Annotated in this window: 22 protein-coding genes and 1 pseudogene; 16 read left to right on the top strand and 7 right to left on the bottom strand. The window is 48.4% G+C overall.

Annotated features, from left to right (window positions below; all coding sequences use genetic code 11):
* Positions 1 to 76: 76 nt before the first annotated feature.
* Positions 77 to 679 (bottom strand): annotated as a pseudogene (locus BLW59_RS15700) (amidohydrolase); the annotation flags it as partial.
* A gap of 280 nt (positions 680 to 959) precedes the next feature.
* On the opposite strand from BLW59_RS15700, the gene BLW59_RS15695 reads away from it, so the two are divergent.
* From BLW59_RS15695 to rbsK, 6 genes are all read left to right on the top strand, one after another.
* Positions 960 to 1,421, top strand: coding sequence for a YbaK/EbsC family protein (locus BLW59_RS15695; protein WP_029543630.1), 462 nt, complete (start codon positions 960 to 962; stop codon positions 1,419 to 1,421).
* Positions 1,422 to 1,434: 13 nt separating this feature from the next.
* Positions 1,435 to 1,659, top strand: a complete 225-nt coding sequence (locus BLW59_RS15690) for a hypothetical protein (protein WP_029543631.1) — start codon at positions 1,435 to 1,437, stop codon at positions 1,657 to 1,659.
* A gap of 27 nt (positions 1,660 to 1,686) precedes the next feature.
* Positions 1,687 to 2,583: a DUF1848 domain-containing protein gene (locus BLW59_RS15685; RefSeq protein ID WP_074698566.1), complete on the top strand. Its 897-nt coding sequence runs from the start codon at positions 1,687 to 1,689 to the stop codon at positions 2,581 to 2,583.
* Positions 2,584 to 2,681: 98 nt separating this feature from the next.
* Positions 2,682 to 3,326 (top strand): hypothetical protein, encoded by a 645-nt coding sequence (locus BLW59_RS15680; RefSeq protein ID WP_074698564.1) that lies wholly within the window; start codon positions 2,682 to 2,684, stop codon positions 3,324 to 3,326.
* A 187-nt stretch (positions 3,327 to 3,513) separates the two neighbouring features.
* Complete coding sequence (locus BLW59_RS15675; RefSeq protein WP_029543637.1) at positions 3,514 to 3,795, top strand: DUF1294 domain-containing protein; 282 nt, start codon at positions 3,514 to 3,516, stop codon at positions 3,793 to 3,795.
* Between the two features lie 50 nt (positions 3,796 to 3,845).
* Entirely contained in the window at positions 3,846 to 4,754 is a 909-nt protein-coding gene (rbsK, locus tag BLW59_RS15670; protein WP_074698562.1) for a ribokinase, read from the top strand.
* Between the two features lie 75 nt (positions 4,755 to 4,829).
* On the opposite strand, the gene treR is transcribed toward rbsK, so the two are convergent.
* On the bottom strand, positions 4,830 to 5,555 hold the full coding sequence (gene treR, locus BLW59_RS15665) for a trehalose operon repressor (protein ID WP_074698560.1): 726 nt from the start codon (positions 5,553 to 5,555) through the stop codon (positions 4,830 to 4,832).
* Between the two features lie 182 nt (positions 5,556 to 5,737).
* Between treR and treP the strand changes: the two genes are divergently transcribed.
* From treP to BLW59_RS15650, 3 genes are all read left to right on the top strand, one after another.
* Positions 5,738 to 7,681: a PTS system trehalose-specific EIIBC component gene (gene treP, locus BLW59_RS15660; RefSeq protein ID WP_074698558.1), complete on the top strand. Its 1,944-nt coding sequence runs from the start codon at positions 5,738 to 5,740 to the stop codon at positions 7,679 to 7,681.
* 70 nt (positions 7,682 to 7,751) lie between these two features.
* Positions 7,752 to 9,392, top strand: a complete 1,641-nt coding sequence (gene treC / locus BLW59_RS15655; RefSeq protein WP_074698556.1) for an alpha,alpha-phosphotrehalase — start codon at positions 7,752 to 7,754, stop codon at positions 9,390 to 9,392.
* Positions 9,393 to 9,685: 293 nt separating this feature from the next.
* Positions 9,686 to 10,162 (top strand): pyridoxamine 5'-phosphate oxidase family protein, encoded by a 477-nt coding sequence (locus BLW59_RS15650; RefSeq protein ID WP_074698554.1) that lies wholly within the window; start codon positions 9,686 to 9,688, stop codon positions 10,160 to 10,162.
* A gap of 137 nt (positions 10,163 to 10,299) precedes the next feature.
* On the opposite strand, the gene BLW59_RS15645 is transcribed toward BLW59_RS15650, so the two are convergent.
* Positions 10,300 to 10,980: an esterase gene (locus BLW59_RS15645; RefSeq protein ID WP_074698603.1), complete on the bottom strand. Its 681-nt coding sequence runs from the start codon at positions 10,978 to 10,980 to the stop codon at positions 10,300 to 10,302.
* 214 nt (positions 10,981 to 11,194) lie between these two features.
* Here BLW59_RS15645 and BLW59_RS15640 point away from each other — a divergent pair, with 214 nt between their 5' ends.
* Genes BLW59_RS15640 through BLW59_RS15630 form a run of 3 tightly spaced genes read left to right on the top strand, consistent with a single transcriptional unit; the run spans position 11,195 to position 13,082 of the window.
* Complete coding sequence (locus BLW59_RS15640; RefSeq protein ID WP_074698552.1) at positions 11,195 to 11,911, top strand: DUF169 domain-containing protein; 717 nt, start codon at positions 11,195 to 11,197, stop codon at positions 11,909 to 11,911.
* A 20-nt stretch (positions 11,912 to 11,931) separates the two neighbouring features.
* The gene (locus tag BLW59_RS15635) at positions 11,932 to 12,342 is read left to right on the top strand and encodes a hypothetical protein (RefSeq protein ID WP_074698550.1); all 411 of its coding nucleotides are present in this window, start codon (positions 11,932 to 11,934) and stop codon (positions 12,340 to 12,342) included.
* Between the two features lie 26 nt (positions 12,343 to 12,368).
* A complete protein-coding gene (locus tag BLW59_RS15630; RefSeq protein ID WP_074698548.1) occupies positions 12,369 to 13,082 on the top strand; it encodes a hypothetical protein in 714 nt (237 codons plus the stop codon).
* 336 nt (positions 13,083 to 13,418) lie between these two features.
* On the opposite strand, the gene BLW59_RS18255 is transcribed toward BLW59_RS15630, so the two are convergent.
* Genes BLW59_RS18255 through BLW59_RS15620 form a run of 3 tightly spaced genes read right to left on the bottom strand, consistent with a single transcriptional unit; the run spans position 13,419 to position 14,960 of the window.
* Complete coding sequence (locus tag BLW59_RS18255; protein WP_318258685.1) at positions 13,419 to 13,544, bottom strand: hypothetical protein; 126 nt, start codon at positions 13,542 to 13,544, stop codon at positions 13,419 to 13,421.
* Between the two features lie 39 nt (positions 13,545 to 13,583).
* Positions 13,584 to 14,099: an RNA 2',3'-cyclic phosphodiesterase gene (thpR, locus tag BLW59_RS15625; protein ID WP_074698546.1), complete on the bottom strand. Its 516-nt coding sequence runs from the start codon at positions 14,097 to 14,099 to the stop codon at positions 13,584 to 13,586.
* A 21-nt stretch (positions 14,100 to 14,120) separates the two neighbouring features.
* Positions 14,121 to 14,960, bottom strand: a complete 840-nt coding sequence (locus tag BLW59_RS15620) for a deoxyribonuclease IV (RefSeq protein ID WP_074698544.1) — start codon at positions 14,958 to 14,960, stop codon at positions 14,121 to 14,123.
* A 45-nt stretch (positions 14,961 to 15,005) separates the two neighbouring features.
* On the opposite strand from BLW59_RS15620, the gene BLW59_RS15615 reads away from it, so the two are divergent.
* The 4 genes from BLW59_RS15615 (at position 15,006) to BLW59_RS17870 (ending at position 16,667) form a co-directional block, all read left to right on the top strand.
* Complete coding sequence (locus tag BLW59_RS15615; protein WP_029543660.1) at positions 15,006 to 15,254, top strand: fructosamine kinase family protein; 249 nt, start codon at positions 15,006 to 15,008, stop codon at positions 15,252 to 15,254.
* Positions 15,214 to 15,333, top strand: coding sequence for a fructosamine kinase family protein (locus BLW59_RS18400; RefSeq protein WP_072004138.1), 120 nt, complete (start codon positions 15,214 to 15,216; stop codon positions 15,331 to 15,333). The genes BLW59_RS15615 and BLW59_RS18400 overlap by 41 nt, the downstream gene beginning before the upstream one ends.
* 52 nt (positions 15,334 to 15,385) lie before the next feature.
* The gene (locus tag BLW59_RS18395) at positions 15,386 to 15,544 is read left to right on the top strand and encodes a fructosamine kinase family protein (RefSeq protein ID WP_413778198.1); all 159 of its coding nucleotides are present in this window, start codon (positions 15,386 to 15,388) and stop codon (positions 15,542 to 15,544) included.
* Positions 15,545 to 16,262: 718 nt separating this feature from the next.
* Positions 16,263 to 16,667: a hypothetical protein gene (locus tag BLW59_RS17870; protein WP_081348576.1), complete on the top strand. Its 405-nt coding sequence runs from the start codon at positions 16,263 to 16,265 to the stop codon at positions 16,665 to 16,667.
* A 212-nt stretch (positions 16,668 to 16,879) separates the two neighbouring features.
* Here the strand turns inward: BLW59_RS17870 and BLW59_RS15590 are convergent.
* Positions 16,880 to 17,132, bottom strand: a 253-nt coding sequence (locus BLW59_RS15590; RefSeq protein ID WP_175463478.1) for a transposase domain-containing protein, incomplete at its 5' end; no start/stop codon positions are given.

Below are 17,132 nucleotides of genomic sequence, written 5' to 3'. Positions count from 1 at the left end.
GGTGCGTGATTTTCTGCTCATAAAAATACCTCCCAAGTGATGTTCCCATTTTACATCACTTGGGAGGTTTACACAAAATCCGGGGTAGACTCCGGTCAGGGTGGGCTGCATGAGTGCCTGTGCCTTGGAAACGAAGGACGAATCTGTCTACTGCTGCCATTACAGGCCCGGAGCTCAATCCCAGGGTTCCTACTGGGAAAAGGGGAGAGGTGTGTATTCCGAAGATGGCTTGAACCTCATCAAGGATGCCTGTCTCCAGCACCTGCTTTGCTCCGCCGGGGGCTTCCTCAGCTGGCTGGAAAATGATACGTGCCTTGCCGGGAAGTGCTGATTCTTTTTCCTTCAGGAGCAAAGCTGCTCCCAGTACCGCAGCAGTGTGAAAGTCATGTCCGCAGGCGTGCATCCTGCCTTCAATCTTTGAAACATAAGGAAGGCCTGTTTCTTCTGTGATGGGCAGTGCATCTATGTCTGCTCTAAGAGCAACCAGTGGCCCGTCCTGACTGCCGATTTCAGCAGCTGCACCTGTAGGCAGGGGCAGTTCCAGGAGCTTGATTTTGTTACGGCTCAACAGCTCTTTAAGCTTGGTTGTTGTCTCATGTTCTTCATAGGAAAGCTCCGGGTGTGCGTGAAGCCAGGCAAAAACATCTTCTATGTAACTTTTTGCGGTTGTTTCGTCCATGTGCTCACCTCGTTTTGTTAAGTGTTTCTTTGCTTGCAACTTTGGAAAAAAAGAATGTATGCCTATATATAAATTTATTAACCTAGTGTGTCAATAGGAAAATAAAGCTTGATAAGAAAGTTGGATTAACCGGGGCTTTTGCTTTCTCTGCAGATGATAGCTGAGGGAATTCTGCCTTCGACAAAACTTGAACAATGGCGTTATAATGGACGTATGAAATTCTAAGGGAGATAGGGATGTGAAGGTGGCAGATCTTTTGCCAAAGGGAGGCAGGGCATAAATGTCTATAGATTTGGTCAGAGAATTTTTTCGTTCTGAGGGAATGGAAGAGGCAATTTTGGAGTTTGATGAATCCAGTGCAACGGTAGAGTTGGCTGCACATGCGGTTGGGTGTGAACCTGCCCGCATTGCCAAGACGCTGTCCTTTGATTTGGCTGGGAAAACCATTGTGGTGGTGACGGCAGGAGATATGCGTATTGCCGGGAGCAAATTCAAAGCAGAATTTCACGGCAAGCCCAAGATGCTGCCAGCCGCTGAGGTGGAAGACCGTACAGGCCATGCGGTGGGAGGAGTATGTCCCTTTGCCTTGAAGGATGGGGTGACGGTGTATTTGGATGTCTCCATGAAGCGTTTTGGCACAGTATTTCCTGCCTGTGGCAGCAGCAACAGCGCAATTGAGCTATCGCCAGAGGAACTGGAGAGGCTATCCGGGGCTGCTGGCTGGGTGGATGTTTGCAAGTAAAGGATGAGGCAATATGATTTTTGAAGAGGAACTAAAGCGGGGTGTTATCTTTGCAGACAACGAATCCGAAGAATACGTATATATGCCAGCCAGTGAAATTGGCCTGGATAATCCCTTGCTCGTTTATGAAAATGAAGGAAAATGCAGTGATGTTGATATGCACGAGGCGCTGAGACTGATAGGTGTGCGGGCACTGAGGCCAGGGAGACATCCAAAGCTGGGGACGAGTTCGTGCTAAGGTGAAGAAGGAAGAGGCTTTTGTACCATGATTATTAGTGCAAGCCGCCGGACGGACATACCTGCAATCTATTTCGACTGGTTTTGCCGGAGGCTGAGAGAAGGCCATGTAGATGTAGTGAATCAGTTTAACCGCAAGCAGGTGAGCCGCATATCTCTGCGGCCTGAGGCAGTAGACTGCATTGTGTTCTGGACGAAGGATCCGTCACCTATGCTGGAGTGTCTGGATGAGCTGGATGGTTACTCTTACTATGTGCAGGTATCTATTACTCCTTACGACAGGGACATAGAAACAAATCTGCGTCCCAAAGATGACATAATCAGGACAGTGCAAGAGCTGTCAAAACAAATTGGCCCGGAGCGAGTGGTATGGCGGTATGATCCCATACTGTTGAATGACAGATATACCATCGATGGCCATTTGATGTGGTTCGAAAAGTCGCTTGAGGCATTGGCTCCCTATGTGAATAGATGTGTCATCAGTTTCATAGATATGTATGCCAAAGCAAAGAAGAATACAGTTGGGCTGAACCTACGGGAACTGGCTGAGACGGAAATGCGTGAGATTGCTTCGGGGCTGGCGCATGTAGCCAGGGGGAGCGGCGTAGGACTGCAGACCTGCGCAGAAGCTGTTGATTTGGAACCTTATGGAATCAGGCATGGAGCCTGCGTGGATGGAGATCTGATTGAACGCATTACGGGCAAGCCCATCAAGGCGGGCAAGGCTAAGAGCCAGCGGCCGCTATGCAATTGTGTGGAGAGTTTTGATATTGGGCAGTATGACACATGTATCCATGGTTGTCGGTACTGCTATGCCAATGCCAGTCCGGAGAAGGCACGATTGGGATTTGATGGACACGATCCCAAGGGCACTGTCATCACAGGCAGACTGCTGGGGGATGAGAAAATTACCGTTCATGAGTAAAGATATGGGGGATTGTTCGAAATCATTGACGGCAAGACCACGAAAACTAAGAATATATTATGAGTGTTTCGGCAGATGATGGAAGGGGGGATTTCTCCATGTGGCAGCAGCAGGGAAGTGAAACGGGGATGAGCCTCGTTCCTTTGAAAATAGTGCTGGCGCTCCTGATTTTAGGGGTGGGAGTTTTGATGTACGGCTCCCATTGCCAATGGCGTCAGGCCGCAGAAAATGCCGCTATGGCGGGCGCAGAGCGGCTGGCGGCAGCAAAGTACGGTGATATGGTGGTCCACTTGGAACCGACACCGGAGTGGGGCGATGCTTTATCCGGCAGGATGGAAGCTGCTTTGGGAGAATCCGTGCATTTCCGGACGAACTTCCAGCGTGAGAAGAGGCAGCAACAGGCCAAAATTGCCGGGGAGGAAGTAGGAAAGTTCCATGCGTCCTCCGGGGAAAACATGGAACTTTCCTGGGAGGAAGTGCAGCAGGCAGAACGGGAAGCCTCCTTTTGCGCCGGGGAACTGTGCACTGGGATGCAGTCTGCATGGGCTGGCAGAAGGGCGTTCGTCACCCTCGGAGAAGAGGGGGAGAAGAGCCAGGCCGTGACCGATGAGATTGACTGCTATGCTTATGCCGTGAAGCTGGAGCGGGCGCTCCTTTTGCCCGCATTTCTGGTCGAGAAGAGCTTGAAGCTGGAATACACCGCCCTTGCCACTGTTACGGTTCGTTATAACCTGTGGAAATAAAGAAGATGTGGAGTCAGAAAAAGTAGCTGTATCTGACTAAAAGCAGGGGGCATGCCTCCCTTGCACACCCGGCCACCCTGATGTTGCTGTATAATGAAACCTATGGCAGGTGAGGTTATGGAAAAAACGATATAACATAATCTGGATGGAGAAGATTATTGGGAGACACAACTGAGGAGAGAATTACATGGATTTTGATTACCATAGAATCATTGGCTGGTATTTGCTCATAGTCAATGTATTGGCCGTGCTGGTCTTTGGTTGGGATAAGCTATGTGCCAAGAATGATAGGTGGCGGGTGCCGGAGCTGCGACTTATGCTGCTGGCCTTGCTGGGAGGGAGTCTGGGAGCATTATTGGCTATGAAGGTGTTCCGGCATAAGACCATGCATTTCAAGTTCAAGTATGGCATACCACTGATATTGGTTTTGCAGGTTGCCGGAATCGCTTATCTGCATTGGCCCCAGTAAAATCATAAAGATTTGCATACATCTCTCAGAGTAGAGGGAGGGGGACTTCCATGAATAAGGTATTAGTTGTTGGCAGCCTGAATATGGACTTTGCCGTTTACATGGATAGAAGGCCACTGGCCGGGGAAACGGTTATGGCTCGTGGCATGAAGCTTGTGCCAGGGGGAAAGGGCGCAAATCAGGCTTATGCACTTGGGAAGCTTGGTGTCAGAACATCTATGATTGGCGCTGTTGGTACTGATAGCTCTGGTGAGCAGCTGTTGGAAAGTCTGGAAAGCGTTTCCGTGAATACAACAGGCATTCAAAAGATGGCAGAGGTGGAAACAGGCAAGGCTTTTATCGAAATCGAAAGCAGTGGGCAAAACAGCATCAGTGTGATTGCCGGGGCAAATGCTGCCGTTGATGAAGCTGTGGTACAGGAGCAGGAGAACCTGTTTGCCAAGGCTGATGCTGTGGTCATGCAGTTGGAAATTCCTGTGACTTCTGTTGTTGCTGCTGCAAAACTTGCCAGGAAACACGGCAAGATTGTGGTGTTTGACCCTGCTCCGGCAAGGTCTGACCTGCCTGATGAACTCTGGTCATTGGTGGACATCACCAAGCCAAATGAGACAGAATTGGCCCTGCTCACGGGGCTGCCAACTGGTACCGGGGATGAAATTGTGACGGCAGCCAAATCCTTGTTGACCAAAGGCGCAAAGACTGTGTTGGTGACTCTGGGGGGCGATGGCACTCTGCTGGTAACGGCAGATAAAGTGGAGAAATTCCCCGCTTACAAGGTTAAGGCCGTAGATACCACTGCTGCTGGAGACTGCTTCCTGGCTGCCTTCGTAAGCCGATTCACTGGCTGCAATTTTGCCGAGGCCATAGATTTCGGTGCCAGAGCAGCTGCCATTGCTGTAACCAGGCAGGGGGCACAAACCTCGATTCCCACGATGGACGAGGTCGAGAAATTTACTTGATGTAAGCGGTTTTGAATGATCTGGCGTACCATAGACTCAATTTTTTGGGGATGACAGGAGAATTATACCGAGTTGTCATTTTTTCTTGCGAATGGCGGTATCCTCGAAGCAAAAGTAATCTGGCTGGTGGCGGGATTGCGTGTATTCGAACTGTACGCCATCGGCATTGTAGGTTTGCCCTGTAATCACGGCCAGGCAGTTGTACTCGCCCAAAGCTAGGAAGGCTTCGTCTTCCCGGGTGGCCCGCTCTACTGTCATGCGTCGTTTGCTAGTGACGATGGTCATGCCCAAAGTACCTTCAATGTACTCGTAGATGGAAGTTGCGGCGATGGCTTTGGTAAGGCCGGGAACAAGATCTTTGCGGAACAGATTGATATCCATAATCAAGGCCTTGCCGTCCAGGCAGCGCACCCGCCGGATATCGTACAGAGTACTGCCTATGGGGAAGCCGGTTTTGCGTGAGAGGCGCTCGTCCGCTTCGATTTCCTCAAAGCGCAGCACTACAGTGGAGGCCTTCATATGATTCCTGGCAGCGGATTCTTTAAAGGATTCGATGCCGCCGATGGTGAATTCGTTTTTGGCAATGGGCTGATAGATGACGCGGACCCCACGACCATGGAGGGACTGCACATAGCCAAGTTCTGCCAGTCCACCTATGGCGCGGCGGATGGTGTTACGGGAGCAGCTATAGAGTTCCGTCAGCTGATTCTCTGAGGGCAGCAGGCTTTGGAAGGTATATTGCCCCGCCTCGATGCGCTGCTTGAGATTATGGAAAATTGATTCGAATTTTGCTTTAGGCATAAACTCACCTCTGGTCTTTATTGTCGATTTCATTATAGTATAGATTCATGTCTATTGCCAGCGGAAGTTTACTGATTTTTTTTACTTCTTAAAAAATAATATTTACTCTTGACTTGTTTAAACAAGTGTGGCAGTATATAACTACAGAGTTGTTTAAACAAGTTTCCGAAAGGAGCATGAACATGGGTCAGTACACAGAGGACTCAAAGGAGCTTTTGCGTCTGGTAGGCGGCAAGGATAATATAGCCGCTGTGTCTCATTGCATCACGCGGATGCGCTTTGTGCTGGGTGATCCCAAGAAAGCGAACGTCGAGGCCATCGAGGCTATGAAGGTGGTGAAGGGCAGCTTTACACAGGCTGGACAGTTCCAGGTTATCATCGGCAATACGGTGAGTGAGTTCTATAAGGATTTCACGGCGGTGGCCGGAATTGAGGGCGTTTCCAAGGAGGCAGTCAAGGCAGCAGCCGGGGCTAATCAGAATATTTTCCAGCGTGGAGCAGCCATAGCTGCAGAGATTTTTGCTCCGTTGATTCCAGCTATCATCACCGGTGGTCTGATTTTAGGATTCCGCAACTGCATTGATTCCCTGTATATTTTTGAAAACGGCACCAAAACTTTGGTTGAACTCAGTCAGTTCTGGGCAGGCATGGATCACTTCCTCTGGCTGATAGGCGAAGCTGTCTTCCACCTGGGGATTCCTGTGGGTATCTGTTGGTCAGTGGTGAGGAAGATGGGAGGTACACCCATCTTGGGCATCGTGCTGGGGCTGACACTGGTCTCCAGTCAGCTGCTGAATGCTTATGCCGTGGCCACTACTCCGGCAGACAAGATTCCATTCTGGGATTTCGGCGGGTTTACTGTGGATATGATTGGCTATCAGGCCCAGGTGTTGCCGGCAATCCTGGCTGCTTTGACCCTGGTCTATCTGGAGAGATTCTTCCGGAAGATTACTCCTGCCGTGATTTCCATGATAGTGGTGCCTTTCTGCAGTCTGGTGCTGACAGTATGCGCAGCCCATTTCGTGCTTGGTCCAATCGGCTGGAAGATTGGTTCGGCCATTTCTGCCGTAGTCTTCTCGGGGATTACGGGTGATTTCAGGGTGATTTTCGGAGCCATCTTTGGCTTCATCTATGCGCCGTTGGTTATCACAGGCTTGCACCATATGACCAATGCCATTGATTTGCAGCTGATTGCCGATTACCATGGCACAATGCTCTGGCCTATGATTGCTCTTTCCAATATAGCCCAGGGTTCTGCAGTTTTGGCCATGATTTACCTGCAGCGGAAAAATGCAGCTGCCCAGGAAATCAATGTGCCTGCCTGGATTTCCTGCTACCTTGGCGTTACGGAACCGGCCATCTTTGGTGTGAATCTGAAATATTTCTTCCCCTTCATTTGCGGCATGACCGGTTCAGCTTGTGCGGCAGTGGTATGCGTGTCCACCTCTACTACGGCTAATGCTATCGGTGTGGGCGGCGTTCCCGGCATTCTTTCCATACAGCCCCAGTATATGCCCAGCTTTGCACTGAGCATGGTGGCGGCAATCGTTGTGCCCTTTATCCTTACTGTCATTGTAGGCAAAAAGAAGGGGGTGGATAAAGAAAATGTTCTGGAAATGGCATCTGTTGACCATGTAGAAGGCAGTGTTGTACCTGTACAGGCAGCTGCATGCGAGCATGAATTACTGGCTTTTTTAGACGGCGAGGTTATCTCCCTGGCGGAAGTGAATGATGGGGTGTTCTCGGCAGGAATGGTGGGAGAAGGCTTGGCTATCCGTCCCTGCAGCGAGACCCTGTTTTCCCCTGTTTCTGCCAGAGTGGCGGTGCTTATGGAGGACTCCCGTCACGCAGTGGGGCTGGTGCTGCCAGATGGAGTGGAGATTCTGCTGCACGTGGGTCTCGACACGGTAGATATGCAGGGCGACGGTTTCGAGTATTTGGTGAAAGCTGGGGATGAAGTGCAGGCTGGTACGCCTCTGCTGAAGTTTGACCGTGAGAAGATCAAGAAGGCAGGCCATGAAGATGTGACTGTGTGTATTATCACCAACAAAAATGGTGTGGACAGCTTTGCTTTCAAAACTGGCATACAGGGCAAGGCCGGTGAGACTGTCATAGCTGCATATTGAAAAGAAATAGCTTCTGCAAGACACTGGCATTCTGAGGAAGCTTTGCAAATATAGAGAAGGAGTGTTTCTCATGGCTGGTTTCCATGATAAAGTTGTTTATCAGATATATCCAAAATCCTTTCGGGATGCCAATGGCGATGGTCTGGGGGATTTGCCGGGCATCATTGAGAAACTGGATTATCTGGCCGAGCTTGGGGTGGATTACCTTTGGATTACGCCGTTCTTCGTATCTCCCCAAAGGGACAATGGTTATGATGTGGCGGATTATCGCCGCATTGACCCGCGTTTCGGCACCATGGCAGATGTTGAGCGTCTTATTACCGAGGCAGAGGCTCGTGGCATAGGCCTCATGTTTGATATGGTGTTCAACCATACTTCCACGGAGCATGAATGGTTCCAGCGTGCTCTGGCGGGAGATAAGGAATATCAGGACTACTACATTTTTCGGGATGGTGAGCCTGACAAGCCTCCTACTAACTGGGTCTCCAAATTCGGAGGCTCTGCTTGGGAGTATATATCAGAACTTGGCAAGTGGTACCTGCACCTTTTCGACAAGACTCAGGCAGATCTTAACTGGGAGAATCCGGCTGTGCGGCGTGAACTTCAGGATATCCTGCGCTTTTGGAAGGAAAAGGGAATCAAGGGCTTCCGCTTCGACGTGGTAAACCTTATATCCAAGCCGGAAGTCTTTGAAGACGACCACGAGGGGGATGGGCGTAGATTCTACACCGATGGCCGCCATGTGCATGAGTTTTTGCAGGAAATGGTGCGGGAAAGCGGCATTGAGGGCATGGTGACGGTGGGGGAGATGTCCTCTACCAGCCTGAAAAACTGCATCCGCTACTCCCGGCCTCAGGATAGGGAACTGGCCATGGTTTTCAGCTTCCATCATCTGAAGGTTGATTACAAGGAGGGGGATAAATGGCAGTTGATGGAACCGGATATAGCAGAGCTCAAGCAACTTTTTGCCAAATGGCAGGAAGGCATGCAGGAAGGGGAGGGGTGGAATGCCACTTTCTGGTGCAACCATGACCAGCCCCGGGCTGTTTCCCGTTTCGGTGATGGCGGCACCTTGCGGAAGGAATCTGCTAAAATGTTGGCAGCTTGCATCCATCTCATGAGGGGAACTCCTTATATTTACCAAGGGGAAGAAATCGGCATGACCAATGCGCACTACAGCTCCATAGAGCAGTATCGTGACGTGGAAAGCCTAAATTACTACGAAATACTGCAGCAGCAGGGGAAATCTTTTGAAGAGGCTTTGGATATTCTTGCAGCGCGTTCCAGGGACAATGGCCGCACTCCCATGCAGTGGTCAGCAGAAAAATATGCAGGCTTTTCTGCTGTGGAACCCTGGATATTGCCTCCTGACAGCTATCGTCAGATCAATGTGGCGTCAGAAATACAGGAGCAGGATTCTATTTTTTCCTTCTACCGGCAGCTCATAAGTCTGCGCCATGAAATGCCTATCATTGCAGAAGGCTCGATAGTTTTTCTGGAGAGAGAAAACAAGGATGTAATTGCTTATAAGCGGGAATTGGATGGGGAAAAACTTGTAGTCCTGTGCAATTTCCGACACGGTTCGGTCCCTCTGAAGGAAAGATCCCTTAAGGAATACACAGAGGCAGGTTATGTCAAATTGCTGGGTAACTATGAGGGGCTGGGAAAAGAGTTGCGGCCCTTTGAGGTGGTGGTATTCATAAAGCAATAAGTTATCCAGTCAGGACATTCATCCTATCGAAAACTGATTATACATTGTCGGTAATGAATTCAGGCGAATGAAGCCTTTGCAGAGCATGAGTATCATTATGGGCATTCCCTATGAGGAGAGCTTTCGATTTATGGCTGCTAGGTATTGACATGCCCGCTTGTTTGCCGTATGCTGAAAGCAGACAATTTCACCTGGCGCCTGCTGCCACCGGGTAGCAGGAAAAGCGTCATTTTCTTATCGTTAGGTCTTGGAAGATAAGGAAGTGGCGCTGTTTTGATTGGGAGGAAGAATTTATGTTCAGGAAGATGCGCAGATTCAAGCAACAGCTTGAGGAGGAAGAATGCAGGGAGGTCCTGCGGCAGCAGAAGCGGGGTGTATTGTCCCTGCTGGGAGATGGCGGGTATCCTTACGGCATTCCCATGAATCATTGGTATTCAGAGGAAGATGGGACCATCTATTTCCACAGTGCCAAAGAGGGACATAAACTGGATGCCATCAAGGCCTGTGATAAGGTCAGTTTTTGCGTGTATGACGAGGGCTGGCGAAAGCCCGGTGAATGGGCGCTGAATATCAGGAGTGTGGTGGTCTTTGGTAGGATAAGCCTGGTGACAGATGAGGCAAAGGCCAGGGAGATTGGCACTGCGCTGGTGAGAAAATTCACGGATGATGAAGCATACCTGGAAAAAGAACTGAAGCACGCCTTGCCCAGAGTGCAGTGCCTAGCCTTGGTGCCGGAGCATATCACAGGGAAGCTGGTCAATGAATCGTGAAAATAGGGGGTTGTTGCGGTAGCCCCCCGTTTGATATCTGAAAATGTCATAACAGATGTGATATATTTATCTCTTTAGATGTCAATGGGAACACTAAAAATCCCCAAAGGTAGCAAGCACTCTGGGGGAAGAACGGCTCATATTCTCTTCAGGCACCAGCGGAAGGCTTTGGCGGTGCGGAGCTCCGGCTCCTTGAAGTGATTCCCCTGATTCCATTCCAGAGTACTGGAGATAGCTGGAGTCTCTTGTAATATCTGGTACTCTTCTGTAATGCACTGCTCAACGCTTGCCAGAACGGGGTTCCGGGATTTGGCTTCCTTGTCTCCCATACTCAGGTAGACAGAATCTGTCAGCAGAGTATTCTGCCGGGCATATTCCAGCCAGTTGGGGAACCATACAGAAGGGGAGGCGGCAGCTATGGCTGTGAAAGTATCTGTGTTATATGCAGCCCAGAGGGAAAATAGAGCGGCCAGGGAGTAGCCTCCTAGGATTACTGGGATATCACTTGGAAGGGAATATCGTTGGTAAAGGTGAGGGATCAGGTAATCCAAAATAAAGCCCAGCGTTGCCGGTGCGCCGTGGCCGAAGGATTCCTTGCCAAATACGGGAGGCGCCTCCCAGGGAGAAAGCTCCTGGTTCCAGTCCTTAACCTGAAAGGCAGCATAAAGAAATGGCGGGCAGGGAGGGGAGGACAGGAGTGCAAGCTTTTGCTCCAGAGTGTTTGCTTCATGTTCGTCTATGGGCTGGATGAGGATAGCCTGAGGCGATGTGCCAGCAGAGCAGAGGCACTGCCTATCTTGCAGAAAAAATTTTTCCATGGTGTGGCTCCTTTGCATGTCTGTAGTGTCTTTGAGATGGTCTATTTCCATGAGATCGCCTCCTTTGCAGCTGTTATATGGTTCTATATGTATATCGGAGAAATGGAGAAATGTATAAGGAGGATTTAGGAACGGTTGAAATAGTATAACCTTTGGCATACAATGATTTATAGAAAAATTTGAACATGGCATGTATCTCAGGGAGGTGCGAGATATGGAGAGCAAGATCGGAAAATATCTGAAGCTGGGTAATCATCCTGTTGCTGTGTTATGGAAGGACGAAATGCCAGAGGGGGCTATACACTTCCAGGAAGGAAAATGGGGCTGCGTGGTGGCGCTTATCAAGGCAGCATCTAAAGGTAAAGCGGCTTGTGCCACAAAGGCTACCACGGTCTGCATGGGAGGTAGGGCTGGACTGGGGTTCCAGGGATATGAGCATGGCTGGATAGAGTATTTCTTGTCTACTGGCAATGAAAATATTTCCAATAGCGAACATTACAAGAAAACGCCGGAGCTGGCGAAAGTATTTACGGAGACTATTCCCAGGGTTAGCCCCAAGGAATGCCTGGTTTTCAAGCCTCTGGATATGGTGTCTGAGGATGAGCGGCCTGAGTGCGTGATATTCCTGGTCAATGCAGACCAGTTGTCGGGACTGGTGACGCTGGCTAATTATGACATGGAGAGCCAGGACAATGTGAAGGTGCGTTTTGCCTCTGGCTGCGGGCAGGCGGTGTTATATCCCTTGTCAGCCGAAGAGAAAGGCGAAAAGGCTTGCTATATCGGCCTGACAGATCCATCGGCCAGGAAGGTGATTGATAAGGAGCAGCTATCCTTCAGCATACCCTACAGCAGATTCCTGGAACTGGAGCAGGAAGCAGAGGGAAGCTTCTTTGCTACCGGCACATGGGACATTATACAGCGCAGAATTTAGCAAGGAAGGGGCAGTACTTTATGGGACGCGGGAAGCAAAGTAAAAAAAAGGTTGTGAAATACCTGAAGGACTGGAACGGTTCAAGATATCTGGACCAGGAAGAATTCTGCAAGATTTCATTTAAAGTCAACAAGAATAAGGTCATGATATTTGCATCGCTGGTATCAGATTATGTCTTCGCCAGATATGTGGAAGAACTTGAAGAGAGGACGAAGTACCTGCCTCATGGACTAGGTATGAGCAGGGAGAAGCGTGGCGAAATAGGGCATATGCTGCATGAGGCCAAATATGCCATGGAGCAGATAAGGGATGCTTACAGCAATGAGGAGCTTTTCCATGCGCAATACAGACTGAGAGATATATGCAGCGCATTTGTAGATGCCGGGATTCAGGTACTAGAGGGGAATAGGGAAGCAGAACAAGGAGGGTAAGCTTTGGCAAATGGTCTTGCCCTCCGTTGGACTTTGATGCGGATGAATATCTGGAAAAGTTCGCATGGGTTAATGTTGTGGGGGGCAAGGTAATACTGAATACGAAGGTTATTGAGGAAGCGGATATAGCGGAGAAGGTCATGACCGTAGGTTGGGAGATTGTGTCTGCTGTGAAGCTGGTAATGGAAGAAAAGATGAGACAGATGGAGCGACAGGTATCAGGAGGTTATACTTTGGGCGTTGTATTGTTTAATCGGACACCAATTTTTTTGTTGGCTAGGAATGCATTCTTTAGGGGGAATGTAGGATTTGTTGGGGCTTTTATGCTTGTAAGTGCTTTTCTGGGATATGTAGATGGCAGAAGCGAACATGAGATTTTGCTTGACCTTATGATGGGAATATTCCTTGGTTTCATGGCTGTCAGAGCATATGGAACTGAATCAAAGATGTATAAATATATTTGGGGTGAGGCCTATTACAAGATGCAAAAAATACTGCTCTGTGACCCGACATCCCTTTCAGAGAAGGAAGCTGAGATTCACAGGCAGTATAATGAGGGCGAACATAATTTGACTTTCGAGCAGCAGGTTACTGTAATGGCAGTGGATTTATATATCGAACAGCATAGGATGTTTGATGAAAAATATGAGAAAGAGCATAAGATGTCAGCATTTATTGGTAATGTGGCGCTGTTTATCATTATCTTGAATATTATCTATAGCATTGCTACGCATATCTGAGGGCATCGGATAACCGGTGGTATTGCATAAAAATGCACTGTTGAAGAGAAAATATAATGTGCAGACTTAGAATCAAGAAAACACAGCAAAAAAATATGTAATACTTTGCGGTTTCAAGCGTATATAGATATAAGAAGGAAATAAAATTGCCGATAGGTGCAATAATGAGGAGGATGATTTTCATGAAACTCAAAAATGGAACCAAACTCTCCGATGAATAGCTCTCAAAAGTTGCAGGAGGCATGTGTTACGAAACTGCCGATGATACAAGATTCCTTAACTCGCTGAATGGGTCTGTAGACAGACTTGGACAATTTAAGGTGATGATGACAAGAACTATCGCTGGTCAATGCCCAGGGCAGTGGCGGCTGCTGCATTGCTCATGCCGACAGAGGTTACAGCTATCACCAGTGGAACGTCATGGTACTGCCCCTCTACGAAGCGCCAATGACATTTTTCCATGACCTTGATGGGCTGCCTTTGGAACTTCACGAGTAGGTGCTATTTATCTGCTTCGAGGATGCCTATTGGGGTGTAGATCATGCCGTTCTTTCCCCGGTCAGAACGCATCAGTGATATTTCGGAGACTTCCATGGTGGAGACAGGCAGGTTCATCAGCATTTTCTTCATGGTTTCCGGGGAATCTCCTTTACGTACCAAAGTAACGTGTGGAGCAAATTTCTTACGGTCGTAAGGAATTTTATTTTCGGCAAGTGCATGTCTTATCCTGCGAACACAACTAACAAGAGATTCATTTGGTGCTATCCCCGCCCAGTATGCATCGTGGAAGTTACCGGCTCCATCAAGCTGGATGGTGAATGGCTGGAAGGAGACAGCTGAAATGGCACCCATGATATCATCAGGATTGCCGTATTCACCGATAAAAGCAAGAGTCAGATGCATCTTCTCAGGTGGTATGAAGTGGCCTCTCATGCCAAGCTGGTACCATTGCTTCTGAAGACTAAGAAGGGATTCTTTGATTGCTCCTTCGAGGGGGATTGCTATAAACAGTCGCATATATCCTTCCTCCTATACATTTCAATAGGATGTACATGAATTTTTACGTAAAAGGGCAATTTCCCGGGCATATCCATCAAGGTCGTTTGGTGTTTCCAGTATAAAGGGCAGTTCCTGCAGCTGTGGATGGTTGATTACTCTTGTCAATGCTTCAAGTCCGATGCATCCTTCACTAATGCAGGCATGACGGTCTTTGTGGGAGCCGCAAGGATTCAGGCTGTCATTGAGATGGATGGCCTTGAGGCGGTTAAGTCCTATTATGTTATCGAATTCTGTAAGTACGCCATCTAGGTTGTGCACAATGTCATATCCACCGTCCCATACGTGGCAGGTGTCAAGGCATACCCCAAGCTTGTCCTGAAGCTCTACCTGGTCAATGATGCTCTTGATTTCTTCGAAGGAACGGCCAATTTCTGAGCCTTTTCCGGCCATGGTCTCTAAAAGGACTGTGGTGGTTTGGTTAGGTTGCAGGACACGGTTCAGCTCTGTGGCAATCATTTCGATGCCCTGCTGGCTGCCCTGGCCAACATGGCTGCCGGGGTGGAAGTTGTAGTAGTTTCCGGGAGTGGCTTCCATGCGCTTTAGGTCATCCAAGAGTATATCATGGGCAAAGGCACGGATATTTTCTTTGGCGGCGCAGATATTCATGGTGTAGGGGGCATGTGCCACCAGTTTGGCGAATTTATGTTTTGAAGCAAATTCTAGAAAGGCTTGGACGTCATTCGGGTCAATATCTTTAGCTTTGCCACCACGGGGATTGCGAGTAAAAAAAGCAAATGTGTCGGCCTTGATGTTAACGGCATCTTTGCCCATGGCAAGATAACCTTTGGCAGAAGAAAGATGACAGCCGATGTGGAGCATGATAGTTCCTCCTAGCAATGATATGGAAATGAGGGAGAATGGAAAATGCGTAGCAGCTTGAATGAGGCCGTGCAGGAATCTTTTGGACAGGATGTGAGTGTGGAGTGGTCAGAGCCGGTTTCCGGCGGCGATATCAATGAAGCCTATCATCTTTTGCTGACTGGTGGAGAAGAGGTGTTCCTGAAGCTGAATGCCAGGGCAGAGGAGAATTTCTTTACTGCAGAAGCCTATGGGCTGAAGTGCATGAGGGAATGTGGTGCCAACCTACATAGGTGCCACCAGGCAAATCAATAAGCCCAAGGCTGGCTGGATAGATTTTTTCCGGGAAAACAGGCTGGCCACACAGATGAAAATGGCAGACCATTATTTTTGATAAGGAGGATAAGCGGCGTTGCCGGAGAATACTTGACCATCTTGAAGATTTCTTGATAGAGCCTGAGTTTCCCTCTTTGCTGCATGGTGATCTTTGGAGCGGCAATGTAATGGTGGACAGCCAGGGGGAGCCAATGCTTATAGACCCAGCAGTTTATGTTGGGCATCATGAAGCAGATTTAGCCATGACGCATATTCACTTGCTAATATGACTACCAATGGTAAAAGTCTTTCAGGTGGTGGTATATCTGGTGTTTACGGGTATAGAGAAAAGGTTGGTACAGAAGACCGCGCCATGTGTCAAGTCAATAGCTATTTGCTCTACAAAATGGAGCTGTTAGGGGATTTCGTCTGTTTGCTGGAATTTGATATGTTTATTAAGCATAAGCGGTATTTTCCAGATAATGAGTCCGAGAACAAATACAAGATTTTCGACAAGATTCGAGTAATGGTGTTTCTGCCCCCTCTGATAGGTCGATTGGATGGCAACGTAATATTGTTACGGATAAGCCGATACTGAATTTAGAATTCGGTATCGGCTTTTTTCATGCTCATTTGTTATAGCATGTGATAAATGTGAGCGAAAGTTAATACGGGGAGGTTGTTTGGATGACTACGTACTTGTACAAGGATTTTTTCCCGTAGAAAAAATCCTGGCTTGATGGAGGTCAAGTCAGGTCTTCGAGGATTAATTGCTGGTTAAAAAGCAACATGAAGTTAATTGCTATTCTAGCACAATAATCCTCGGAATGCACGATGTTTTTAATATTGTGGAAAGTCGAGGGTAAAAATGGACGAGTATGAATTGCCGTTCTGACAGGTTACAAGTGTTGATAAGGCTGTAAAGGACTTGATTTAGCAATGATGCGTTTTTTGTGGTAGAATTTGTCAGGGATTACATGGAACAATAAAATTTTGGGAGGGTATATTTTGGCTACTACTAAGAAAACTACTACTACGGCAGCAAAGAATACTACCGCTGCCAAGAAAACTGTAAAGGCTGCTGAGACTAAGGCTGTGAAGGCTGAGGCAACTACGAAGACCGCTGCTGCTAAAAAGACGACTGCAAGCAAGAAGTACATGTATGTATTCTTCAACTGCAATGACGAAAAAGATGCTGCCAGCATGAATATCCGCTACAACAACGAGACCTTTGCTGATACTGCCGCTGGCAGGATGGCTCTGCTGAAGAAGGTTGAAGATGAAGCTGCTGCCGGGCGTGTGAATGTGTTCGATGCAGAGGCTGTGAAGAATGACATTCTGAAGGGCGAACCTACGGATGCCAGTGCGAAGCTCCAGTATGGTGATATTGAACGCTTGGTGGTTGTGGCCTAAGAGAATCTTTTCTGGGTGGACATATTCGGAGAAATATTTGGACAAATACGCTTGAACGTGATAGAATAATCGCAGGAGAGCGTTAGATACGTGAAGGAACCCCCAAGGCTAGGTGTATTGGCCTTGGGGGTTCTTGCTGTAGTTGGTAAGCGGTAAACCATCTGGTGTAGCACGTAAATGAAAAAAGCATGACCGTTCATGGCCATGCTTTTTTACTTACAGTTTTTCTGAACTTCTTCATTCCAAGGAAGCAACTCATCCAACTCGTCAGGATGGATTTTGAAATTCATGTTGGGCATCCGTTCAAACAAATAGACCAGATATTTAAAAGGATCTATGTCATTGGCTTTGCAGGTTTCAACCACGCTGTAGACGGCAGCACTGGCTGCGGCGCCTTTCGGCGAGGCCGAAAACAGCCAATTTTTACGTCCTATGGTGAAGCTTCTTATGGCACGTTCGCATATA

The organism is Selenomonas sp. KH1T6 (assembly GCF_900108415.1).
Lineage (GTDB): Bacteria > Bacillota > Negativicutes > Selenomonadales > Selenomonadaceae > Selenomonas_B > Selenomonas_B ruminantium_A.
The sequence above is the reverse complement of the archived record's forward strand: the minus strand, read 5'-3'. Positions and strand labels throughout refer to the sequence as shown.